Raw genomic sequence first — 22,768 nt, forward strand, 5'->3', positions numbered from 1 at the left:
GCTCGCAGCCTCGCGCGCCAGGCGTCGCCAGTGGTGAAGAAGGCCCAGGCTCATCCCATGACGCCGCGCCACGTCCGCGACATTGGCGCCGGGCACGAAGCTCTCCGTCGTGATCTGCGCCTTTTCCTCGCGCGCCCAACGCCGGCGGCGCTCCACCCCGCTGATCACCTCAACACGGCGCCCGACCCCATATCCAACATGTACGCGTTGGGCATCATGCTGATCAGCGTGCCGATCATCGTCACTGGCCAAATCATCCCCCACTATCTCACCGAAGGGGCTATCATCGCGCTTCACGAGCGGTTCTGAAACGTGAGGTGCTCATGCCGGATACGGTCGAGCTCCGCCTGAGCAAAATAGGCCGATGCTTTGCGCAGGATCTCGTTGGTTGGCACAGCTCCCTGTTCTCCCGTTCCAGCACCTTCAGCTTCTCGGCGACATCGTTCGACACGCCGGCCCGCTTGCCCGTATCGACCTCGGCCTTCTTCACCCACTCATGCAGGGTCTGCGCTGCGCAACCGATCTTCTCGGCGATCGAAACTACAGCCGCCAACCGGGACGCGTGATCCTTCTCGTGGTCCAGCACCATCCGAACCGCTCGGGCCCGGACCTCCGGTGAAAACTTGTTAGATGTCTTGCTTGTCATAGCCCCGTCCTCTCAGGAGTTGGGGCCTCCGGCAATCCCGGGGCGGTTCAGTCGCTCTGTTGTGGCTGATTTCGACGTGGCGCGATCACGTCCGATGCCGGCGCGTTGCTCCTCGGCGCGACCGATCGCGCGATCCCGCTGGTGGAGCGGTTCGCGGCCTGCTTTCACGATGCGCGTGATCCGACCCGGACCGAGCATGCGGTCAGGACGCTGATCGGCCAACGTGTGTTCGGCCTCGCGCTCGGATACGAGGACCTCGTCGACCACGACACTCTGCGGCACGACCCCGTTCTAGCGGTTCTGGCCGGCAAGCTTTCGGCGAAGCGTCCCGATTGTGCACCACTGGCCGGCAAGTCGACCCTGAACCGGCTGGAACACGCCCCGTCGGCGATCCCGAAGCGCTATCACCGGATCGGCCACGATCCCGAGCGTATCGCGCGGCTGTTCGTGGATCTGTTCCTGGAGGCGCATCGCACGCCGCCTAAGGAGATCGTGCTCGACCTCGATGCCACCGACGATCCGCTGCACGGGCATCAGGAGGGTCGGTTCTTCCACGGCTACTACGACGGCTACTGCTATCTGCCTCTCTACATCTTCTGCGGCCGGCACCTGCTCGCGGCCAAGCTGCGGAAAGCCGACATTGACGCCTCGGCCGGGGCCGTCGAGGAGGTGGCGCGTCTGGTCGGCCAGATCCGCAGCCGCTGGCCGCGCGTGCGCATCCTGCTGCGCGCCGACTCCGGCTTCTGCCGCGAGGCCCTGATGACCTGGTGCGAGCAGCACCGCATCGACTTCGTTTTCGGTCTCGCTCGCAACGCGCGCCTCGTCGAGGAGATCGCGGTCGAACTGATCCAGGCCGAGGACGAGGCGACCCGGACAAGTCGGCCGGCGCGCCGCTTCAAAGACTTCCGCTGGTCCACGCGCGACAGCTGGTCGAAGCGGCGGCGTGTCATCGCCAAGGCCGAATGGACAAACGGCGAAGCCAATCCGCGCTTCATCGTCACCTCGCTCGACAAGGCAGAGGCGGGAGCCCGCTTCCTCTACGAGGATATCTACTGCGCACGCGGCGACATGGAAAACCGCATCAAGGAGTGCCAAGCCGACCTTTTCGCCGACCGCACCTCGGCCGCCACCATGCGCGCCAACCAGCTGCGGTTATGGTTCGCGTCCCTGGCTTATGCTCTTCTCTGCGCACTCCGACGCATCGGCCTCAAGCACACCGTCTTCGCCGAGGCGACTTCCGCCACCATCCGGCTCAAGCTGCTCAAGGTCGGCGCCCTGGTGACAACCAGCGTTCGCCGCGTGAAGAAGATTGCCATGGCCTCGGCACACCCCTGGCAGCAGGAGTGGCGGCTCGCCCAGGCGCGATTGCGAAACGCCGCGGCCTGATGCCGCCAGATCACCCCCCCATTCACCCTTAACAGGACCCGCTCAGCCGCCCCAACCCTCGAACCGCCTCGCGGGATGATGGCTCATGTCCAAACCCCCAAGCACTCTGCCCACCGCAGTCAAAAACGCTTCATGCATTCGGCCGGTGAGAAATGCAGGCTAAGATCAACCCACCTTACGAGGTGTTTATGGTAGTGAGTGTCGGTGCAGCAATTCAAGAGTACAAGGTGCAGCAAATTTTTCATACCTAATATCAACTGCTTCTATAGACCCTCATCGAGATTGATCCGGATTATAGCAGTCAGTACTCAATCGAGTTCAGCAAGGTGCCGTCGCGGGAGTGGTTGGAAATTGAAGGCGGCGTAATCTCCAGGTTGTCCAACCCCTTGCTCGGCGCGTCAACGCCGGGGGAGATTACGCCATGGAGCAGACTACGACGAAACCGGCGGTCGATGCGAGCGCCGGCACGCTTTTCGACAGTTGGTTCGATCCGATCGAGACGGATGTGCGCGCAAAGGTGCGTGGTTTCATCGAGCAGATGATCGAGGAAGAACTGAGCACGGTGCTGTCCCGCCCGCGCTATAGCCGCCACGCCGGTTCACCGGCGGAGGACGGCGGGATCGGGCCGGTGGCTGGGCATCGTCATGGCCATCGGAAGCGGTCGCTCACGGGAACATTTGGACCGACCGAGATCGCCGTTCCCGTGCCAGATTGGTTGGCGAGGATGGCAAGACGACGGAGTGGAAGAGCCAGGCGCTGCGTGCCTATCAGCGCCGTACTCAGGCCGCGGAGGCGCTGATCGCCTCGGCGTATTTGTCTGGCACCAACACGCGGCGGGTTCGGCGTGCGCTGGCGGCGGTGTTCGCCAAGGGTGTCGGCAAGGACATCGTCAGCCGGACGTGGCGCAAGGTCAAAGGCGACTGGGACGGTTGGAACGCCCGCTCGCTGACCGAGGAACCGATCATTCGTCTCATCCTCGATGGGACGGTGGTTCGGGTCAGGCTCGACAAGAACGCAACCTCGATTTCCCTTCTTGTCGCCCTTGGGGTCCGGCAAGACGGGCAGAAGGTGCTCCTCGCCGTGAAGAACATGGGCGGAGAAAGCGAGGCGGCGTGGCGGGCGCTGCTGGACGATCTCGTCAAACGCGGCCTGAAGACACCGGAGTTGGTGATCGTGGACGGCGGCTCCGGACTCGACGCGGCCCTGGCGGCGCTTTGGTCCGACGTCGCGGTCCAACGCTGCACAGTCCATAAGCATCGTAACCTCCTGGCTCACGCGCCGGAGCGCTTGCACGAGGAACTCTCCAACGACTACAAAGACATGATTTACGCCGAGACGGCCAAGGAGGTCGAAACCCGCCGCAAGGCCTTCCTCCGGAAATGGCGGCTGAAATGCCCGGCGGTGGCCAATAGCCTGGAGGAAGCCGGCGACCGGCTGTTCACCTTTACGCGCTTTCCGCAAAGCCAGTGGAAGTCGATCCGCACCTCGAATGCGATCGAACGGCTGCATGAGGAGTTCAAGCGACGGATCAAGACACAGACCGTGCTGCCGGCCGCCGAGACCGCCGCCATGTTGTTCTGGGCATTGATGGCGTCAGGACAGATCACACTGCGGAAGGTCGACGGCTGGAAAACCCTTCCCGAAAAGCTCTCCGATCAGGTCATTGACCTCGCCGCATGATCGGATAAACCTCGTCACGCTGGAGATCGCGCCAAAAAGCAATTCCAACCAACTTCGCGACGGCACCGTGGAAAGAGGTCTTAACGGGATTCCTGCGGTGCGGGTGAGGCGGTATCCTGGCGGCATGACTTACATCGCCGGCCACGATCGCTGCCAGTCGCTTCTTCTGCCCGAGACGGTGGACGACTATGTCGGTCCGGACAATCCCGTTCGCTTCATCGACGCCTTTGTCGACGGGTTGGATTTGGCGGCGGCGGGGTTCGCGCGGGCGACGCCGCGCGTGACGGGCCGTCCGGGCTATGCGCCCGCCGATCCGTTGAAGCTCTACCTGTACGGCTACCTGAACCGGGTGCGATCGAGCCGGCGGCTCGAAGCCGAGACGCATCGCAACGTCGAGGTGATCTGGCTGCTGCGGCATCTGAAGCCGGACTTCAAGACCATTGCTGATTTCCGGAGCGGCAATTGTCAGGCTTTTCGCCAGATCTTCCGTCAGTTCGTGCTTTTGTGCCGCCAGCTCGACCTGTTCGGCCGGGAGTTGCTGGCCGTGGATGGCACGCGGATCAAGGCGGTCAACAACAAAGACCGCAATTACACACGAGCAACGCTGACCGATATCATCAAGAAGGCCGATGACCGGCTTGCGGATTATCTCCAGCGCCTCGACACGAGCGACGCCACCGAGAGCGGCAAGGGTGGCACGCGTGTGACGAACCTGGCCGCGAAGATCGCCGCGCTTGGCGAGCGGCGCGAGCGCTGCAGGACCATGCTGGCGGAACTGGATCGGACGGGCGAGAGCCAAATCTCGCTCACCGATCCGACAGCCGCGCGATGGCGGCCCACACCCATGTCGGCGTCGGCTATAACGCGCAGATCGCGGTGGATGCCAAGCACAAGCTGATCGTCGAGCAACAGGTCACCAATCAGGTCGTCGACATGGGCCTGCTGACGCAGACAGCGGAACCCGCCAAGCAGATTCTCGAGGTGGAACGGATCGCGGTCGTGGCCGACAAGGGCTACTTCAAGATCGAGGACATCGAGGCCTGCGAGAAGGCCGGGATGGACCCCTATGTGCCGCGTCCGCAGCGTGGCCCTTCGGTGAGAGCCGGCCTGTTTCGCAAGGACGAGTTCATCTACGATCCGGCCAGCGACAGCATCCTCTGTCCCGCCGGCCAGCATCTGTATCGTTATACATCATCTGTTCTACGCGACCTGAAGAAGATCAATTACGCCAATAGGCACGCCTGCCGCGATTGCCCGCTTCGTCCGCAGTGCACGGCCAGCAGCTTTCGCTCCGTATCGCGTCTGGAGAACGAAGCCGTCCTGGACCGTATGCAGGCCCGCCTCGCCCAGCGCCCCAGCGTTCTTGGCCAACGACGCGAGACCGTCGAGCATCCCTTCGGCAGCATCAAGCAATGGATGAACAAGGGCGCCTTTCTGATGCGCGGCCTGGTCAAAGTGCGCGCCGAGTTCAGCCTGACCGCGCTCGCCTACAACCTCAGGCGGGTGTTGAACCTCGTGGCATTTCCCATCCTGATGGAGGCGATCCAGGCCTGAAGGAGGCCTTTCCGGCTTGCGGGACGGCCAAGGCTGACCAGTTTTGTCGATCATCGGTCGATCCGAACGGCCGACGACGGCCCAGCGGCCCTCAAGGGCCGCGTCAGGGCCCCGTCAGCCTCCTTTCACCCTCGCCAGACCCAAAACCGAGTTTCCACACGGTCTGTGTGAGTTTCGCATCACGGACACGAAAATTTATCGCGGGGAATAGACCCAAACCGTCGTTCGAGAGCGCGCAATGCCCCAGGTCGGTCAGGACTTCATCGAGAAGACTTTTGAGGTTCCCGTCGGCTAAAGCCTCCTTGACGAGAAAGCCATGGACGTCTCAGGGCGCCGGGGTGGGATCGCGGGCTCGGCATCCCGTTAATGGCCGCCGCGCTCGATTGGCTCAGGGGCTAACCGATTAGCGGCCCGCTCTGCTTCATTCGGCCGCTGATCGAAGCACGAACGCGCGAGATTGACCGCAGCTAGATTTTCTACAGTCCAATTGTATAAAACGGAGAATGGCTTCCCTAGAGATTGACCGAGTTCAGTGAGCTCATACTCAACTGCGACCGGGGACAACGGAATAACGCGACGTTCTACGAGGCCGTTACGTTCAAGCCGGCGCAGACATTGCGTGAGTGCTTTCTGCGTAACGCCTTCGATCTGACGCCGTATGGCGTTGAAGCGCAGCGGGCCCGGTTCAAGGATAGCCAGCACCATCATCGACCACTTGTCGGCAATCTGGTCGAACAACTGACGGCTCGGGCATTCGGAGGAAAAGCGTTGGGGGCCGACCATGAGCGGTATCCTTCGATATACCTAGGCGAAACGAAGTGCTTTCTTGACGTCTAGTATCACGAGGATACTTAGGATGTCCACGTATCAACCGGTCTGTTGTGATTTCACGTGATCACGCAGCCGCAAGCGCCGTGTCGGAGCTGAGTTGGTCAACCTTGGAGGCGTCTTCGTGACGGATGTAGAACCAGGACAAGCGCTGACCGCCCGAGCCGTGGCGTTCAACGGGCCCGGCGGTGTCGAGGTCATCCGCGTCATCGACCGCGAGGTTCCCCCGCCGGCCGAAGGGCAGGTGCGGATCGCGGTTCGGGCAGCCGCTATTAACCCGACCGACATTCTGCTGCGCCAGATGGGGAGCGCCGACCAACCGCCCCCTGCCGTGCCTGGCGTCGATGCCGCCGGTACCATCGAATCGATAGGCCCAGGAGTCTCGCGCCTTAGCGTCGGCCAAAAGGTCGTTGCGGTGGTCAAGGCCCATCGGCCGGAGGGCGGAGCGCAGTCCCAATACATTGTTGTCCCGGCGGCATCCGTCATCCCCATGCCCCATGATCTCTCCTTCGCCGAGGCCTGCACGATCTCGATGAACGGGCTCACCGCGCTTCGCTCGTTGGAACTCGCCGGTTTACGACAGGGACAAAGCCTCGCGATCAGCGGCGGAGCCGGGCTTCTCGCGCAATATGCGAGCGTGATCGCGAAAGAGCGTGGGCTGCGGATCATCGCGGACGCGAAGCCAGAGGAGGCCGAGCCCGTCCGCAGCTATGGCGCGGAGGTGGTGGTAGATCGGGGACCAGGCTTCGCCGAAGCTGTCCGGCGTGAATTTCCGGGCGGTGTCGATGCCCTCATCGATACGGCAGTCCTAAAGGAGAAGGCCTTTCCCGCCATTCGCGATGGCGGAGTCTACCTTCCCGTCCGGCGCTGGAAAGAAAGGCCGGTGGAGCGCGGCATCATCGTCAAGCCGGTACTTGTCTATGACGTGTTCGAGCGCACCGAATGGCTTGAGGAGCTTCGGCGGCTTACCGAAACGGGCAAGATCGTACCTCGCGTCGCTGGTGAATACGCGCCCGAGCAGACGGGCGCCGCCCATGCCGTCCAAGAAGCCGGCGGGGTGCGTGGTCGCCTGGTCATCCTCTTCTGAACGTCGGCGGTACATCTGGAAGGAACGAAGTCAATGAGCGATAATACGAATAGCGCCGCATGGCAGCCACGGGTTGGAACGCCGCTTGAGGTCGGCCCGGCGGAAATGCCGGTTCCAGGAGAAAATGAAATTCTGGTCCGCAATCGGGCGATCGCCATCAACCCCGTCGATTGGATACTCCAGGACAATGCGATCTTCCCATGGCTCGACTATCCGGCCATCCTAGGAAGCGATGTGGCGGGAGAGGTGGCTGCAATCGGCAGCGGCGTCACCGGCTTCAAGGTCGGCGATCGTGTCCTTGGACAATCGGTCGGAGCGACGACGAACCGGCCGACGCATGGCGCTTTCCAGACCTTCACCCTCATCATGGCCAACATGGCCGCACCGATCCCCGCCAGCATGGCCTATGAAGATGCATCTGTCATACCGCTCGGCCTTGGAACGGCCGCGTGCGGGCTGTTCCAGAAGGATCATCTCGGGCTTCATCATCCCAGCCTGTCGCCACACCAAACTGGGGAAACGGTTCTGGTTTGGGGTGGCTCATCAAGCGTCGGCTGCAACGCGATCCAGCTCGCGGTCGCGGCGGGTTATGACTGCGTAACCACGGCCTCGCCGCGCAACCGGCAGTTTTTGACGGATCTCGGCGCGAGCCATGTCTTCGATCACGCTGATCCTGGCGTGGTCGAGACGATCGTCGAGGCGCTCCGCGGCAAGACGCTTGCAGGGGCGCTGCACGCGACAGGCGACATGCTGGCCAGCTTCGCGGTCGTCAGCCGATGCCGGGGGCGCAAGTTCGTGTCCACAACCCTTCCCCCTCCAGAGGGACGGGCCGCGGACGTCGAGACCAACCACATCTTCGGCACCAGCCTGAAAGACAACGAGGTTAGCCGGGCGGTATATGGCGATTTTCTGCCGGCCGCGTTGGCCGCTGGCCGCTTCCAGCCTGCGCCCGAGCGCCGTGTCGTCGGCAGTGGCCTGGCAGCGTTACAGGGCGCGTTGCAAGTCCAGAAGGCGGGCGTGTCGGGTAGCAAGATCGTGATCACCATCAATGAATGACCACGATCGAGAGGAACTGGACGCCGATCCGGCCGGGACGATGGCGACCGGACGTGATCTGTCGATCGGGTTCGTGGGGTTGGGCGCGATCGGAAGCTCGGTCGCCCGGCATTTGCTGGCCACCGGGCGCAGGGTCACCTTGTGGGCTCGGCGACCTACCGCGTTAAGTGATCTCACGGCGCGGGGGGCCATCGTCGCGCGCTCTCTGAGCGAAATCGGAGAAGCCGACATCATCATCAGCGTCGTGTTCGATGACGATGCAACGCGAGAGGTTGTGCTGGGTCCCGCTGGTTTCATCCACGCCATGCCGCCGGGCTTAATCCACGTGGCGATGGAGACGATCTCTCCGGCCCTCTCACGGGAGCTGTATTACAGCCATACAGCGCGAGGTCAGCATTACCTTGCCGCGCCGGTTTTCGGCCGTCCTGAGGCAGCAGAAGCCGGGCAGCTCGGCATCATGTAGAGGGCGGTCCAAATCCAGGCCACTCCACCGCCCCGTCCGACTCTAGACGATCGATACTAGATTAAACGGTGCCTTGGCTAACCTTTTACGTTCATGATCTTATTTCGTCTGTAGCGGGGTCGCCGGCCGTTGTAGGGCTGGCCTGGATTTGCTCCGCCCCCTGGCCTGGATTTGGACCGCCCTTCACAACATCTGGCGTTGTCGCCGCGATGATGGTCGCGGACAGCATGCCCACACCTGGGATTGTCGCCAGCCTCTGGCTCGTCTCGCTTTGCGTGTCATGATGGCCGTTATCACCTCACCACGTGGAATATGCATCCCCGTCGGAGCCGGCGGCTTCAGGGCGGTCGCAATTCTCAGTGCGCCAAAACAGCGAGAGCGACCGCGATCAGCACGAGCGTGCACAGCACGTAAGTAACGAGCTGTTGCGGATAGAGGCCCAGTGGACGGGGCAGTCGAACCGCGAACTCGGGATCGCTCCAGGCGGTGCCGGGAAATGCTCGCGCCAAAGCCATGGCGACGAAGTAGTTCGCCGCGACCGCAGCGGCGATCAGGAACAACGGAAGCGTCAGCGGACGTGAGCCGAACAGGATAGCGAGTGACAGTGATCCGCTAATGATGCCCATAGCCATCGTCTGCCCGTTGTGAAATTTAGCATGTGGTGGCCATTTTGGATTGAACAAATGCTGCTTCGCGCCAGACGGCACAATCGCATCCGCGACCAGGCCGCCATAGTTGAACAGGGCGACGAAGGCGATAGTATACTTGGCGATTTCCATAGGACGCTCCTCTCCCTCGATCAGGGAAAGGACGTACAGGTTGCCCACGTCTCCATCAGACGTGTAGGCTGTACGAACGCTAACGCCACCCGGACTACCTACCGGGCTGTGACTTTCGCACGTCCACATTCATCTCGCCTGAGTGGGATTGCTTTGTCAAGATTAGCGAAACGGGCTGGCGCCGGGGTTGAAATCCAAGGCGTCCGTCCGTTCTGGCCTTCGAGGAAATGCTGAAGGCACTTCTGTGCCGCGCAATCGAAATGTGGCCGACGCGCAATCAAGGGCCATTTCCGATGCACATTAGCTGAGACTGGAGGCGCCCGCCGACGCACGCTCTGTGAGAATGAACGCACGATCTGTGAGACCGACGCGAGATCATCCGCACCCGACGCAAAATCCGTTAGACGCAGAAGCCCCTTGTCCGGCAAGCCGCAGCTGAGGGGTCAACCTTGCGGTGATTTCCGGACGGGTTTTATAGTCAGGGATCGAGGATATCTCGCGCCAATCAGGAGCCGTCAGAAAAATCGGCCGTTTAGCTGGCGCCGAGCCGGCCATCATTATAGGTCGTCACAGCTAGGTACCCGCCTTAGCCCCGCCCTTGTCGAGAATCTCAGTCTCCCGCGATCACTCGCTCCGTCGCTCGCGGCCACAGCAGCACCCACAACAGCAGGGCGGTTACCGACGGTGCCGCCCAAACGCGCTCGTGCAGACCGGGGACCGCGATTACGCCAAGCAGGCCGCCGAGCAGGAACATCAGCAGCGTGGGCACGATCGCCCGCCACGTATGCCGGTCCCGCTCGCGCTCCTCGGCGGTGCCATGCCCGGTCGCCAGATTGAGCAGAGCCACGCTGCCGGTAACGCAGTTGGCGGTCAGCGCCCAAGTGGTCGGTGCCGACTTGTCCATCATGTGCATGGCGGTATTGGACAGCGCGATCAACAGCACGGCGAGCAGCCCGACGAGCAGGCCGGCGTCCGACTTGCTGCCGATCACCGGACCCGCGACTCCCGCGGCGATGCACAGCGCCAGCAGCGCGGTTGCCTGCATCAGCAGCAGGCCGCGCATCATCGCGCGGCTGTCCGTTCCCAGCCGTCGCGTTAAAAATAGATCAGGATCATGCCGGCAAAGAACACCGGCACCGCCAGGATCTGCGGCGCATGCGGCGTTTCGCCGGGCAGCAGGTAGGATACCGACTGGGTCAGATCGCCGGTGATATTAGCCGAGTAGAAGTGCGAAAGGGTCAGCCAGCCGATAACGTCGATCATACCGGTGAGAAAGCCTAGTGCGGGCGGCAGGCGCGTCCAGCGGAGGCCATCGCCAGGCGCGGCGTGGTCGCTAGAACCGCTCATGTTCGGCTGCGCGGCATCGGCGTGAATCGAGCCGCATCCAGATGGACTTAGGAATGACAAGTCCCAGCGCCATGGCGACCAGCGTCAACAGAGCGGTGCCGCCGTCTGCGCCGATCCCGGCGAGCAGCCTGAGCGGCGCACCGGCACCGGCGCGCTGCAGCTCGACCAAGCCCGCGGCCATGCGGAACAGAAAGCTGCCCGGCACCTGCGCGACCACCGCCGCAAACCCCACCGCCGCGAACGGCAGGCGCCAGCGCCGCGCGATCGGCTCCACCACCACGCCGACCAGCAGGCAGCCGATCCCGGCGGCGCTGGCGTTGGCAAGGTGCAGCTCGGTGAGGCAGAACCAGCGCAGGCCGTGCGCCAACGCGCCTACGATCACCGGCAAGGCCAGCATCCGGTAAGGTATGGAGAAGAACACGCCATAGGCCGCCGAGGCCATCGCCGCGCAGGCCATGTCCTGCCACCATGACAGGTCGGACGGGGGCGCGTTGGGATCAGGCGCAACGCCGTCCGCCAGGCCCGCGCCGATCAGCACGCCGGCCGACAGTGCGACAATGGAGAGCAGCCCGTAGGTAAGCCTGGCGAGGCCGATCAACAGCCGCAGCCCGGCAAGGTCGAAAGTAGCGCCCATCAGCGCGGGGCCGGGCACCAGCACCAGCAACGGCCCCATCATCACCAGCCCGGAGTCGAGAGCGACATGGAAGCGCGTGGCGACTCCGCCGACGACCCCGGCGAGCAGCGCGGCGGCGAACAGCTGCGCCAGCCCGTTATTGATTCCCAGCCGCTCGCCCATCCACCGTCGCAGCAGGCCGCCAGCGAATGCGGCGACCCCGACCACCGGCAGGATCTGCGGGTCGGCCGCGCCGTTGAGCAGCGACAGGGCCGGGGCCTGCCCGCCCCCGCCCACCAGCCGATCGCGTGCGCCCGGGCCTGCCTGTCGGGGTAGGCGATTTGGAGCAGCGCCAAGGCGGAGGGCACGAGCAGGGCCGCGCCGAGCCCCTGCATCATCCGAGCAGCCAGCAGCCAGCTAAACGCTGGCGCGATCCCGCAGGCCAGCGAGGCGAGCGTGAAGAACGCGAAGCCCGCCATGAACGTCGCGCGCGGACCATGCCGGTCGCTGAGCGCGCCGGCGTTGAGTAGGAAGGCGGCGTAGGCCAGCGTGTAGACGTTGAGCACCCACTCCATGCCGCCCAAGCCGGTGCCGAAAGACCTGCCCAGCGCGGGCGCCGCGACGTTGACCGCCGACACGTCGACCGTGACGAGCACGATCCCCATCATCGCCGCCGCCAGCACGGCTGCGGCGCTCATCGTCCCGTACACCGCTCTCGTCTGATGGTTCACGACCGGTCGTCACCAGCCCAGCGGGCTGCCCTGCCAGTCGAGATAGAGGTTCTCACCCGATCCCTGGTGGCGCTCAACCACGTCGGCGACGCCCCGCACGCTCGGCTCCAGCTCCATCTCCGGCTCGACCGTGCCGTCTAGGGTGCCCATGGCAGTGCGCACCCAGCCGGGGTGGATCGAGAGCATGGTGAGACCGAAAGGCCCGCGGTCCCGGTTGGTCGCCCATAAACCACGCGCGAGCATGTTCAGCGCGACCTTGCTGGCCCGGTAGAGCTCGAGTCCGCCCTCCAGGTTGATGGCGGTGCTGCCCCGGTGCGAGGACATGAAGGCGTAGGTTCCGCCGACCTCGGTAAGCCGGCCGAGCAGCCGGTGGGCGAGGCGGATCGGGCCGAAGGTGTTGGTCAGCATGATCTCGGCGAACTCCGCGTCCGTCGCCTGCGCCACGCTCTGGTGCAGCGGTCCGTAGATGCCGGCGTTGAAGAAGATCACGTCGAAGCGGCGGTCGGCCAGCGAAGCCAGGAACGGCTCGATCTGGCCGGCGTCGGTCACGTCGATGGACGCCAGCGAGAGCCGCGAGGGATCCTCGCGCCCGACTGCTTCAAGCTCGCCGATGTCCGCGCTCGGGCGCGCCGTGCCGGTGACGCTCCAGCCGCGGCGGAACAACTCTCGAGCGAGCCCAAGGCCCAGCCCACGTTCGGCCGCGATGATCAAGATCGAGTTGCTCACCAAACTGGTCCTTTCAAATTGCGGTGTAGCCGCCGTCCGCCATGACCAGGGCGCCGGTCATGAAACTGGAAGCGGGCGAGGCGAGGAAGGCGATCACCTCGGCGATCTCGCCAGGTTGGCCGATGCGGCCGATCGGGTGCGCGTCGCCGTAGCCGGCGAGCTTCGCCCGGCTGTCCTCGACGCCGGTGCTCTGCAGGATGTCGGTCTCGACCACGCCGGGCGCGACCGCGTTGGCGCGGATGCCTCGCGCGCCATATTCGACGGCGATGACCTTCACGAGCTGGGTGATCGCCCCCTTGGAAGCGGCGTAAGCGGCCAGCTCCTTCATCGCCACCTGGGCCACGACCGAAACCACGGAGACGATCGCGCCGCCGCCGGTCTCCAGCATCGCCCGGACGGCCTCGCGCGAATGCACGAAGTTCCCCCGGGCGTTGGTGGCCAGCACTGCGTCCCACTCCTCGACGCTGGTGTCGAGAAGCGGCTTGTTCAGCGTGCGGCCGGCGTTGTTGACCAGGATGTCGAGCCGGCCGAACCGCTCGCGCGCCAGGGCGACGGTGCGCCGCGCCACGTCCTCGTTGGCGACGTCGCCGGTCAGGGCCGCGTAGCCGTCGCCGTCCAGCTCGTGCACGACGTCGGAGAGGTCGCTCGCGACAACACGCGCGCCTCTCGCGTGCAGCAGCTCGGCCGTCGCGCGGCCGATGCCGCGCGCCGCGCCGGTGATCATCGCGACCTTGCCGTCTAGGCTCCACCTCTCCGGGGTCATGACCACGCTCCTTCCAAATAAGTCCAGCATCGCCCGGGTCGGCGGACCCGAGCCAGGAGCTGGCGACCAGCCGATCTGCGTCGGGCTGAACTGGTAAGTAGAGCTCTGGAGCCCGCGAGAGAATTGCGACTTTCTAAGCAAGCCTGTAATGCAGGCTTATAAATGCTCGGAGCAGGCATGATCCCGACGAGTGACTTCGGTGCGCTCCGCGCCTTTGTCGCGGTGGCCGAGGCTCTGAGCTTCAGCCGGGCGGCCAAGTCCCTCGGCGTCTCCTCCTCGGCGCTCACCCAGGGGGTGCGACGCATTGAGGACCGCATGGGCGCAAGGCTGCTCAACCGCACCACGCGCAGCGTCTCGCTGACCGAGGCGGGTCAGGCGCTTTACGATCGCGTCCGGCCGGCGATCGACGAGCTCGGGACCGTGATGAGCATGGACCCCGGCGTCACGGGCCAGCTGACCGGAACGGTCAGGATCAACGCCTTCCGGATCGCGGCCGACCTCTTCCTGACGCCGATGCTCGCCCGCTTCGCGCGCGACCACCCGGGCGTCGTGCTGGACGTCACCCTGGACGACAACGTGGTCGACATCGTCGCCGCCGGCTACGACGCCGCGATCCGCCTGGGAGAATTGATCGAGCGCGACATGGTCGCCCTCAGGCTCGGTCCTGAGCTACGCCAGGTCGCGGTGGCTGCGCCATCCTACCTCGCCGAACACGGCGCGCCGGTTACGCCGCGAGACCTGCTCGCACATAACTGCATCCGCTGGCGCTGGCCGGGACATGAGCGACCCTACGCCTGGGAGTTTTGCGAGGATGGCCGCTGGTTCGCCGTCGAAGTCTCAGGCTCGCTGATCGCAAGCAGCCGCGAGTTCGGCGTGCGGGCCGCCGTGGACGGCGTAGGCGTCGCCTTCGCCGTCGAAGAGGCGATCGCGCCGTTCGTCGAGGACAATCGCTTGGTGCGGCTCTTGGAACCCTGGTCGGCTCCCTTTCCAGGCTTCCATCTCTGCTACCCGCAACAGCGGAACATGGCGCCGGCCCTCCGCGCCTTCGTCGACGCGCTGCGATCGCCATACATCGTTCCTGCTTGATCGGGACGGCCGTGAACATCAGCGGGCGAGCCGCTGAGGAGAGGCGGTGATCGCCGCCTCGACCAGGGGCGGTCGCGTTCAGAGTGGTATGGCGTAGGCGTGGTGCCCAGCTTCATCCTGCACGGTCCCCCAGCTCGGAACAGATCTGGGCACGCCGCCCGCCGCCGTGGCTACGCCGTTGGCGATGGCGAGCTGCCGAAGCAATTCCGATCGCGACCCCATGATCCGAACCTCGCGGTCGGCGACCTCCACGCGTTGCGCCAGCGCTCGCAGATGGTCACGCCGGAACCGCCCGTCCGGACCGCGCAGCTTTCGCCGCGCGGCCGCAGCGAACGCCGTCAGGGTTGCCGGCGTGATCTCCGGCCCGATGGTGTCGGCCTCGGCCGCAGCCCGCTCGGCGTCGGCTTCAGCCTGACTTTTGATTGCGCGCAGCTCGGCGATGCGCTCCTTGATGCCGATTGCAACCCGGCCATTCGCACCGCGACCAGCCCCCGCGACTGTTTGGACAGCCTCGTCCATGCGCGCCAAGATGCCGAGGACGTCTTGCAGAAACATTCGTCCGGCGTTCTTTGGCCTCGCACCACCGTGATGACGTTCAAACAGCGACGTTCCTAGTTCGTCTTCCAGTGTGCGGAGCCGACGACTAATGGCTGACTGTTCAACACCAAGCGATTGGGCGGCGCGCCGAAAACTGCCCGCCTGGGAAATCGGTACGACGACGTCCAAGTCCCTGAGCTCAAAGAGGCGACTGTCTCGTGATTTCTTGAGCTCTTCTGGCACGCGACTACCGCACTTTCGCCGATCTACGAGGCGTGAACTTCACCGCGCCGTTCCTCAAGACGGGGGTCGGCTTGCCTTCCTGATTAACCCTCTGGTTCGAGAACACACCCATTCACCGTTGCTGGATGAGCACCGATCAAAATATACGCGATTAGCCAGGGCAATTTCGAGCTGAACGCGATGCGCCCGATCATCATCAACAACTTCCTCCATTCGGCGCGCATCCTGGGCGACGGGTGCGAGAAGTTCCGGACCTTCTCGGTGGAGGGCACCGAACTCAACGAGAAGAAGATCGCGCAGTATGTCGGGGAGAGCCTGATGCTGGTCACCGCGCTCAGCCCGGTGATCGGCTACATCAACTCAGCGCATATTGCCGAAAAGGCCGCGGCTGATGGCAGCACGCTCAAAGAGGCGGCAGTCGCTTCCGGCAAGATCGACGAGGCGAAGTTCGATCAGATCGTGAACCCGATCAACATGGTCGGGCACGGCGTTGCCGGCGCCTAGGCCAGTGGCGCACACCGCCGCGGACGCAGCTGGAACCCGGATCACGCCGGAACAGGCGGCGGACCTGCTGATGGAGGCGGCAATCAGCCTTCACGGTAACGGTCAGGAGACGGCCGTCACCCAGAAAGCGGTCGAGCGGCTCGGCATGGCGCTTGGCCATCCCGTGACGCTCCTCCTGCGCTGGGGCGAGGTTGTCGTGTCGCTAAAGGGCGGGCGAGACGGCCAGGTCTGGCGCGTCGACACCGCGACGCCGGATGCCGTGGCGATGAACCGCGTGGTCGGCACCATGGCGCTGATCGACGACCTGGAAGACAAAGCAGGAAGTCACCGGCAGGACGGTCCGGCGTTGCGATTGGCTGACGAGTTGCCGCCAAGCAGCGACCTGCTGTTCGTTGCCGCATGCGCCGTCGGCGCGGTTATGCTCGGCATCATCTCCGGCGCGACACGTTGGCAAGCGTTATTGCTGATTGCGCTCAGCGCCGGCGCGGGCGGAATGATAAGGCGAGCGACTGGTCGACGCGGCGCGAGCGCCATCGTCCAACCATTTCTCGCCGCTTTGGTGGCGGGACTGGCCCTCGCGGTGCGTTGGCAGCTCAGCTCCGTGCTCAGTGCTCCGTCTGGTCGCGGTCGCGCCGTGCATGGTGTTGGTGCCAGGACCGCACATCCTCAACGGTGCCTTCGATTTGCTGGCGCTGCGTATCCCACTCGCCGCCTCGCGACTCGCCTTCGCGGTCCTCGTCCTTTTCGCGATCGGAGTCGGGCTTCTTGCCGGGCTCGCGTTGGCCGGCGGTGAGCTCCCCGCTTTCGAACCTGGACGGAGCGTCGCGGTCTGGGTCGACGTACCCGCCGCGGCGATCGTGGCGATGTGCTATGGCGTGTTCTACTCGATGCCGGTGCGGATGCTGGTTTGGCCCGCCGCGGCGGGCGCTGTCGCGCACGCCGCGCACTGGTGGGCGATGGCGACGTTCGGGTTGTCCGCCGCGACGGCGACCGGCGTGGCGGCACTCGTCGCAGCCACCATCCTCTTACCCGCCGTCCGGCGTTATCGGCTGCCCTTCGCGGGCGTCGGGTTCGCGTCGGTAGTGTCGCTCCTGCCCGGGGTGTTCGTGTTTCGCCTGATGAGTGGGGCAGTGCAGATCGCCGCGGCCGGGTCCGACATCCCGCCCAGGCTCCTCGACGCCGTCCTGGCGGATGCCGTCACCGCTTTCGCGATCGTTCTCGCCATGGCGCTGGGGCTGGCAATACCAAAACAGCTTTATGAAACGCTGTCACCCGGCGCGAGCGGCGGGAGAGCACCGACATGACCGCAACCGCGTCGTCGTTCTCCGCCTCCGTCGGATACCGGACCTTGCCGGCGTTGTTGAGCTTTATCGCGGGCATGGTCGACGTGATCGGCTGGTTGACGTTGGGCGGCGTGTTCACGGCTCACATCACCGGCAACATCGTCGTGTTCGCGGCGGCGTTGGCCGGTGGCGGCCAGTCCCACCTTACGTCAATCCTGTTGATCCCGATCTTCGGCGTATCGGTGCTGGTCGCCGATCAACTGGTGCATCGATCGGACCGATGCGCCGAGAGCCATGCTCGATCCCTGCTCGTCATCCAGTTCGGGCTGCTGGTCGCTGCGGCCGTCGTCGCCTGGGCATTGCAGCCATCGCGCGATCCGCACGGGGGAGCGGCATTTGCGGTCGCCGCGATCGCCGTGATGGCGATGGCGGCTCAGAACACCTTTTTGCACCTCAGCCGCAAGCAGGCGCCGACGACGGCGGTGATGACGGGAAACATCGTTGCGGCGCTGGTGTCCGGACTGGCGCTGCTTCGCGGCGATGCCGACCGCGACGAAGCGGCGCGTCACTGGACCGCCACATGGCCGCTGCTCGTGGGTTTCGTCCTAGGCTGTATCGTTGGAGCGCTGCTTGTCGGTCAGTCACGGACGTTCGCTTGGATCATGCCCGCTCTCTTCGCGCTTGGCGCTGTCCGGCTGAACGAACGCGGGCCAGGGCTGACATGAACATGATGCGGGCCGGCGTGATCGATGGCTGCTGGAGCGGCTTCGCGTTCTTCCTCCCGGCGATGGCGCTGGTGGGTCATCATCATCTCCACCAGAGAGCGGCCGAGCCGGTCCAGCTTCCAGACCACCAGGATGTCATCGGGACGAAGAAAGGCGAGCGCCTTATCGAACTCTGGCCGGCTGGTGCTTGCCTTGCCAGATTTCTTCTCCTCGAAAATGCGTTCACACCCGGCCTTCCGGAGCGTGTCGCGCTGCAGGTCGAGGTTCTGGTCCGCGGTCGACACTGTCATAACCGATGAGCATGTCAGGATGCTTGCATTTTACCCTTTAACTTACAGTAGAAAAGCTAACACGTTTTCCTTACATTTTAGAGCTGGATAGGGGTGGCAGCCCATGCCGCCTTCCACGTTGTAAGGAAAAAGATCGGACCCTGTTGGCGAATATGAGGGGGCAATGAATCCAATGAGGCTGGTTCGGGATTCCCGATTGCGGGAGGACCGCTGCCATGTCGCCACCACGCAAGCAATCCATCATCACCGTCCCCATGCAAACCGCCCAGGTTGCCTGCGCCGCCTTTCCGGGCGGTTCGCCCTACCTCCTGCTGAGGGACCAGCTCGGCACTGTGTTCACCGAGGCTGACTTCACCGACCTCTACCCCAGATCACGGCCAGCCGGGCTATCCGGCCTGGCGCCTTGCACTTGTGACGCTCATGCAGTTTCGGGAGGGATTGAGCGATCGGCAGGCGGCTGAAGCCGCCCGGGCTCGAATCGATTGGAAGTATCTGCTTGCCCTGGAGCTGGCGGACCCCGGCTTCGACTACAGCGTTCTTTGTGAGTTTCGTTCGAGGTTGTTGAAGTACGATGCTGAAGAAAGGTTACTCGACAGGGTCCTGGGCGCGGCGAGATCGGCTGGGCTGTTGAAAGAGCGTGGTCGTCAGCGAACTGACTCGACCCACGTTCTTGGCGCTCTGCGGGTTCTCAATCGCCTCGAGTTAATCGGCGAGACCATGCGAGCCGCGCTGAATACAATTGCAGTGATCGAGCCGGATTGGTTACGCAAGGTTGCACCCTCTGACTGGTACTCCCGATATGGCCGTCGGATCGAGGATATGCGACTGCCGGACACAGAGACCAAGCGAGATGCTTACGCCGTCCAGATCGGCGCCGACGGCTATGGATTACTCGACGCTCTAGACCGAGGCACCACGCCCATAGTGTTGCGGGACATCACGGCTCTCACAATCCTGCGCCGGGTCTGGGCTCGGCACTTCGAGCGTCATCGGGCAAGTGATGTTTCCGGATCGGGCAGCCCGAGCACTAAGGTGCAGCTGCGCGTTGTTCGCAACCGCGGTGCCGAGGATCGCATCGAAACGCCCTATGAGCCGGAGGCGCGCTTTCGCTCGAAACGAGGCATGCACAGGACCGGCTACATGGTCCACCTCACCGAAATCGTGTGACGCCGACGTGCCACATCTTGTTCTTCAGACCGATACGACGCCAGCCGACGTCCACGAAGCGCGACGCACGGGTCCGATCCACACCGGTCTGGCCGCGAAGGGATTGCTGCCAAACGAGCAACTCGTCGATAGCGCTTATGTGAGCGCTGATTTGATTGTCGACCTGCGGGATCGACATGGCGTCGATCTTGTCGGACCGGCCCGGCGTAGCATGTCGAACCAGCGTCAGGCCGATGGTGGTTTCGATCTAAGCGCATTTGTAGTCGATTGGACTACCCACCAAGTGAGATGCCCAGAAGGCAAGATCAACCAGTATTGACATGACTATAGTGACAAACGAGATGGTCCCTTTATCAAAGTGAGGTTCGCGCCTGGTGATTGCGTGCCATGTCCATCCAGGGCGCGATGCTTTCAGGCCGAGGCAGGAGGGCGGCAACTGAGTCTGCACACGCGTGCGGAGCACGAGGCGCTGATTGCTGCCCGGTCTCGCAGTCAGAGCGAAAGCGGCAAGAAACTCTACGCTCAACGGCAAGGAATCGAGGGTACGATCGCCCAGGGCGTTCACAGCTTTGGTCTCCGACGCTGTCGTTATCGCGGCCTAGAAAAGACGCGCCTACAGCACACCGCAGCTGCGGCCGCCCTCAATATCGAGCGCCTCAGCGCTTGGCTGGCCGGCATACCTTTGGCGAAAACCCGCGTGTCACGCTTCGCCAAGCTCGCTGCCTAAGCGTTTCGCCAACAGGGTCCGATCGTTTTGTGGGCATAGCGGAGTGATCGAGCGGGGTTATGTTTCCGCTAGGGTTGAGATGGGTAGGAAGCGGTCCGGCTGCGTTCAGTCAACATGGAACGATAGCCGAACCAGCCCCTTCTAACGGTCGGGCCACGTGTGGCCGCCGGTCACCCGAGCGCCTTGTTCAGACGTTTCGAGGACGTCCTCGATCAGGCGGGTGAGCCTGACGGCGTGATGGAAGTCGGCGACGTTCGACGATCCGTTTCGGATATCCTCGCCGAGCGCCTCGTAAACGCCGGCGACGTTCAATGCCCCGTCCGACAGTCCCGCGAACTCTCCCTCGTCGACGCTCTGCCGTTCGCCATCTTGCGAGAGACCGATGCGGCTCGACTGGACGCCGCGCGGCGCGCCACCGTCGAGGCGAAGGCTGCCTTTCTCTCCTGTAACCTCGAGATGGAAGGGAGTGTCGACCGTTCGCCCGCCCGCCACTTCCAGCCCGAAGGGCGCGCCAGACCCGAAACGCCCGTGCATCAGGAGGTGGTCGAAGGTCACGCGCGCACGGGACTGGCGCGGCTCGCCGACCTGAATATTCGAAAACTGGCGGGAAACGAGGGCATTCATAAATTCGAGCTGGCCGCCAAGCGCGATCAGCAGGTCCAGGGTGTGGGCGCCCTGGATGGTTATCATGTTTGCGAAGCTGGCCGGGTCTTCGAGATAGACGAACTGCGGCGGCACGTCCGGTCCGAAGCCGGCTGTCGTTGAGAAGGCAGTGACGCTCAGTAGGCGTCCGAGTGCGCCAGAGCCGAGGATGCCCCGAGCCTTTTTCACGGCCGGGCTTTCTCGAAGCTGCAGGCCGATGGCGTGCTTCACGCCGACCGAACGGGCTGCGCCGGCGATCTCCCGCGCCTCGGTGGCACCCGCGCCTAGAGGCCACTCACTGTACACGTGCTTGCCGGCCGCAATAGAAGCGAGCAGCAGTTCGCGATGGTCGGGCACACGGGTTGCAACCGTCACGATGTCGATGTCGGGATCCGCGATCAGGGCGAGGCCCCCGGCATAGGCCTTTTCCGCGCCGAAGGCGTTTGCGGCTTCGTCCGCGGTTTCCTGCCGGCTCGTCGCGACGGCGGCGAGTGTCATGCCTTTGATTGCCTTGACGGCTGGCACATGCGCTTCGCTTGCCCAGCCTCCGGTCGTGTTGATCCCGATGATGCCGACCTTCAGTTCGCTCGCCATTGTAGTCTCCCTTCGACCCGTCTCTCGCGCGGCCTCGACGCCCAGTGATCTAATGCGGTTGGCGGATGGCATTAAGCGGGCTAGGTCTTCAGCAGTTGAAACCACGAGTTTGTAATGATCGATCGACTGACCAGCATGGAGGTCTTCGTAAAGGCAGTCGATCTGGGCTCCTTCACTGCCGCGGCGGTGTCGCTCGGGCTCTCGTCGCAAATGGTCGGCAAGCACATCCGCGTGCTGGAGCAGAGGTTGGGCACGCAACTGATGCGGCGTTCCACGCGTCGGCAAGGCCTGACCGATGCCGGTCGCCTGTTCTACGAACGCTGCCGTGCGGTCCTGACCGAGGTCGCGTCAGCCGAAGCCGTCGTGGAGGACATCAACGCCACACCCCGCGGCCGCCTGCGTCTCAGCGCGCCCATCGGCTTCGGCGCATGCCGTCTCGCTCCTTTACTGACGACCTTCATGGAGCGCTATCCCGAGGTCGAGGTCGAGTTGATCCTGACGGATCGCTATGTCGATCTGATCGATGAAGGCTTCGACGCGGTGTTTCGGCTCGGCCCGATCGCGGACACCTCGCTGATCGCCCGGGAACTCGCTCCACACGAACAGGTCGCCTGCGCTTCGCCGCAATATCTGGCAAGGAAGGGCATACCGCAGACGCCAGCAGATCTAGGCGACCACGACTGCCTCGGCTTCGTCAACGCATCAGGCTTAACCTACGCAGAATGGCGCTTCACAGCCCGGGACGGCGCTCCGCAGTCCACTCGGATCCGCAGCCGGTTCCAGGTCAATGACGGACGTGTTCTCGCGAATGCGGCAGCAGCGGGCGGCGGCATTATCCTCCAGCCGATAGCGGTTCTTCGCGACTATCTCGACACGGGAAGGCTTATTCCCGTTCTCACAGATTTCATCGCACCGCATCGACCAATGTTTCTGATGTTCTCAGGACAGCGGTCGCAACCGCCCAAGCTACGCGCATTGATCGATACCGTCGTTGCTGAAGTCGCTCCGCCGCGGTGACAAGGGAACAGAATACTACCATCGGCAATGGCAGCTGACCGGAGCGGGAGCTTGCTCTTTAACTGTCTTGGATAGGTTGGAAGCGGCAATGCGCCGGCTTCGCCGGTTAGATCGACGCGTCCGCCACGTGTCCGGTTATCGGGTGTTTCCTGGACAACTAAGTTGACCGCCTAAGAAATCTGGACAACGATCGTTATCTGTACGTGCCTTTGTTCTTTGATATAGCTCGGAACCGGTTTGGCTCGGGAACAGACGCTCGCGTGCCCTTGCGCAGAGGACCAGCCAGTTCATTTC

Annotated in this window: 20 protein-coding genes and 8 pseudogenes; 14 read left to right on the top strand and 14 right to left on the bottom strand. The window is 63.9% G+C overall.

Features of this window, described 5'->3' with window-relative positions; genetic code table 11:
* Positions 1–297: transposase (locus tag M8523_RS36590; protein ID WP_345894312.1), on the bottom strand; the 297-nt coding region annotated here is incomplete at its 3' end.
* Positions 298–333: 36 nt separating this feature from the next.
* A pseudogene (locus M8523_RS27900) lies at positions 334–646 on the bottom strand (transposase); the annotation flags it as partial.
* Between the two features lie 69 nt (positions 647–715).
* Here M8523_RS27900 and M8523_RS27905 point away from each other — a divergent pair.
* From M8523_RS27905 to M8523_RS27920, 4 genes and pseudogenes are all read left to right on the top strand, one after another.
* Positions 716–2,032, top strand: a pseudogene (locus M8523_RS27905) (IS1380 family transposase); the annotation flags it as partial.
* 421 nt (positions 2,033–2,453) lie between these two features.
* Positions 2,454–3,712 (top strand): annotated as a pseudogene (locus M8523_RS27910) (IS256 family transposase).
* A 124-nt stretch (positions 3,713–3,836) separates the two neighbouring features.
* Positions 3,837–4,610, top strand: a complete 774-nt coding sequence (locus M8523_RS27915; RefSeq protein ID WP_282588158.1) for a transposase — start codon at positions 3,837–3,839, stop codon at positions 4,608–4,610.
* On the top strand, positions 4,541–5,266 hold the full coding sequence (locus M8523_RS27920) for a transposase (RefSeq protein WP_282588159.1): 726 nt from the start codon (positions 4,541–4,543) through the stop codon (positions 5,264–5,266). Before M8523_RS27915 ends, M8523_RS27920 begins: the two co-directional genes overlap by 70 nt.
* Before the next feature lie 363 nt (positions 5,267–5,629).
* Here the strand turns inward: M8523_RS27920 and M8523_RS27925 are convergent, their stop codons facing one another.
* Complete coding sequence (locus M8523_RS27925) at positions 5,630–6,049, bottom strand: winged helix-turn-helix transcriptional regulator (protein ID WP_282588160.1); 420 nt, start codon at positions 6,047–6,049, stop codon at positions 5,630–5,632.
* Positions 6,050–6,218: 169 nt separating this feature from the next.
* Between M8523_RS27925 and M8523_RS27930 the strand changes: the two genes are divergently transcribed.
* From M8523_RS27930 to M8523_RS27940, 3 genes are read left to right on the top strand one after another with little or no spacing between them, the layout of a single operon-like run.
* Positions 6,219–7,181, top strand: a complete 963-nt coding sequence (locus M8523_RS27930) for a quinone oxidoreductase family protein (protein WP_282588161.1) — start codon at positions 6,219–6,221, stop codon at positions 7,179–7,181.
* A 33-nt stretch (positions 7,182–7,214) separates the two neighbouring features.
* Entirely contained in the window at positions 7,215–8,237 is a 1,023-nt protein-coding gene (locus M8523_RS27935; protein ID WP_282588162.1) for a zinc-binding alcohol dehydrogenase family protein, read from the top strand.
* Complete coding sequence (locus tag M8523_RS27940) at positions 8,230–8,700, top strand: NAD(P)-dependent oxidoreductase (RefSeq protein WP_282588163.1); 471 nt, start codon at positions 8,230–8,232, stop codon at positions 8,698–8,700. Before M8523_RS27935 ends, M8523_RS27940 begins: the two co-directional genes overlap by 8 nt.
* A gap of 356 nt (positions 8,701–9,056) precedes the next feature.
* Here the strand turns inward: M8523_RS27940 and M8523_RS27945 are convergent, their stop codons facing one another.
* From M8523_RS27945 to M8523_RS27975, 7 genes and pseudogenes are all read right to left on the bottom strand, one after another.
* Positions 9,057–9,479 (bottom strand): DUF6640 family protein, encoded by a 423-nt coding sequence (locus M8523_RS27945; RefSeq protein ID WP_282588164.1) that lies wholly within the window; start codon positions 9,477–9,479, stop codon positions 9,057–9,059.
* A 610-nt stretch (positions 9,480–10,089) separates the two neighbouring features.
* The gene (locus tag M8523_RS27950; RefSeq protein ID WP_428351491.1) at positions 10,090–10,665 is read right to left on the bottom strand and encodes a DUF1275 family protein; all 576 of its coding nucleotides are present in this window, start codon (positions 10,663–10,665) and stop codon (positions 10,090–10,092) included.
* Complete coding sequence (locus M8523_RS27955; RefSeq protein WP_282588166.1) at positions 10,575–10,826, bottom strand: DUF1275 family protein; 252 nt, start codon at positions 10,824–10,826, stop codon at positions 10,575–10,577. Before M8523_RS27955 ends, M8523_RS27950 begins: the two co-directional genes overlap by 91 nt.
* Positions 10,813–11,736, bottom strand: coding sequence for a threonine/serine exporter family protein (locus tag M8523_RS27960; protein WP_282588167.1), 924 nt, complete (start codon positions 11,734–11,736; stop codon positions 10,813–10,815). Before M8523_RS27960 ends, M8523_RS27955 begins: the two co-directional genes overlap by 14 nt.
* Positions 11,736–12,137, bottom strand: a pseudogene (locus M8523_RS27965) (MFS transporter); the annotation flags it as partial. The gene M8523_RS27960 and the pseudogene M8523_RS27965, both read right to left, overlap by 1 nt.
* A 42-nt stretch (positions 12,138–12,179) precedes the next feature.
* Entirely contained in the window at positions 12,180–12,896 is a 717-nt protein-coding gene (locus tag M8523_RS27970) for an SDR family oxidoreductase (RefSeq protein WP_282588168.1), read from the bottom strand.
* Between the two features lie 13 nt (positions 12,897–12,909).
* Positions 12,910–13,659 carry an SDR family NAD(P)-dependent oxidoreductase gene (locus M8523_RS27975; RefSeq protein WP_282588169.1) on the bottom strand — a complete coding sequence of 250 codons (750 nt, stop codon included), beginning with the start codon at positions 13,657–13,659 and terminating at the stop codon, positions 12,910–12,912.
* Positions 13,660–13,836: 177 nt separating this feature from the next.
* Between M8523_RS27975 and M8523_RS27980 the strand changes: the two genes are divergently transcribed.
* Positions 13,837–14,745 carry a LysR family transcriptional regulator gene (locus M8523_RS27980; RefSeq protein WP_282588170.1) on the top strand — a complete coding sequence of 303 codons (909 nt, stop codon included), beginning with the start codon at positions 13,837–13,839 and terminating at the stop codon, positions 14,743–14,745.
* A 78-nt stretch (positions 14,746–14,823) separates the two neighbouring features.
* Here the strand turns inward: M8523_RS27980 and M8523_RS27985 are convergent, their stop codons facing one another.
* Positions 14,824–15,300 carry a hypothetical protein gene (locus M8523_RS27985; RefSeq protein WP_282588203.1) on the bottom strand — a complete coding sequence of 159 codons (477 nt, stop codon included), beginning with the start codon at positions 15,298–15,300 and terminating at the stop codon, positions 14,824–14,826.
* A gap of 63 nt (positions 15,301–15,363) precedes the next feature.
* Positions 15,364–15,525: pseudogene (locus M8523_RS27990) on the bottom strand (helix-turn-helix domain-containing protein); the annotation flags it as partial.
* 180 nt (positions 15,526–15,705) lie between these two features.
* Here M8523_RS27990 and M8523_RS27995 point away from each other — a divergent pair.
* The 4 genes and pseudogenes from M8523_RS27995 (at position 15,706) to M8523_RS28005 (ending at position 18,037) form a co-directional block, all read left to right on the top strand.
* Positions 15,706–16,029 carry a hypothetical protein gene (locus M8523_RS27995; RefSeq protein ID WP_282588171.1) on the top strand — a complete coding sequence of 108 codons (324 nt, stop codon included), beginning with the start codon at positions 15,706–15,708 and terminating at the stop codon, positions 16,027–16,029.
* A 70-nt stretch (positions 16,030–16,099) separates the two neighbouring features.
* Positions 16,100–16,600: pseudogene (locus tag M8523_RS36885) on the top strand (threonine/serine exporter family protein); the annotation flags it as partial.
* A 37-nt stretch (positions 16,601–16,637) separates the two neighbouring features.
* The gene (locus M8523_RS28000) at positions 16,638–17,333 is read left to right on the top strand and encodes a threonine/serine exporter family protein (protein WP_282588172.1); all 696 of its coding nucleotides are present in this window, start codon (positions 16,638–16,640) and stop codon (positions 17,331–17,333) included.
* The gene (locus tag M8523_RS28005) at positions 17,330–18,037 is read left to right on the top strand and encodes a YoaK family protein (RefSeq protein ID WP_282588173.1); all 708 of its coding nucleotides are present in this window, start codon (positions 17,330–17,332) and stop codon (positions 18,035–18,037) included. Before M8523_RS28000 ends, M8523_RS28005 begins: the two co-directional genes overlap by 4 nt.
* Positions 18,038–18,111: 74 nt before the next feature.
* Here M8523_RS28005 and M8523_RS28010 read toward each other — a convergent pair.
* Positions 18,112–18,340, bottom strand: a pseudogene (locus tag M8523_RS28010) (recombinase family protein); the annotation flags it as partial.
* Between the two features lie 202 nt (positions 18,341–18,542).
* Here M8523_RS28010 and M8523_RS28015 point away from each other — a divergent pair.
* Positions 18,543–20,221: pseudogene (locus tag M8523_RS28015) on the top strand (IS1182 family transposase).
* Between the two features lie 141 nt (positions 20,222–20,362).
* On the opposite strand, the gene M8523_RS28020 reads toward M8523_RS28015, so the two are convergent.
* Positions 20,363–21,457, bottom strand: a complete 1,095-nt coding sequence (locus M8523_RS28020; RefSeq protein ID WP_282588174.1) for a Gfo/Idh/MocA family protein — start codon at positions 21,455–21,457, stop codon at positions 20,363–20,365.
* Between the two features lie 114 nt (positions 21,458–21,571).
* Between M8523_RS28020 and M8523_RS28025 the strand changes: the two genes are divergently transcribed.
* The gene (locus M8523_RS28025; protein WP_282588175.1) at positions 21,572–22,474 is read left to right on the top strand and encodes a LysR substrate-binding domain-containing protein; all 903 of its coding nucleotides are present in this window, start codon (positions 21,572–21,574) and stop codon (positions 22,472–22,474) included.
* The last annotated feature ends 294 nt before the right edge of the window (positions 22,475–22,768 follow it).

Origin of the sequence: Lichenifustis flavocetrariae (assembly GCF_026130545.1) — a bacterium.
GTDB lineage: Bacteria > Pseudomonadota > Alphaproteobacteria > Rhizobiales > Beijerinckiaceae > Lichenihabitans > Lichenihabitans flavocetrariae.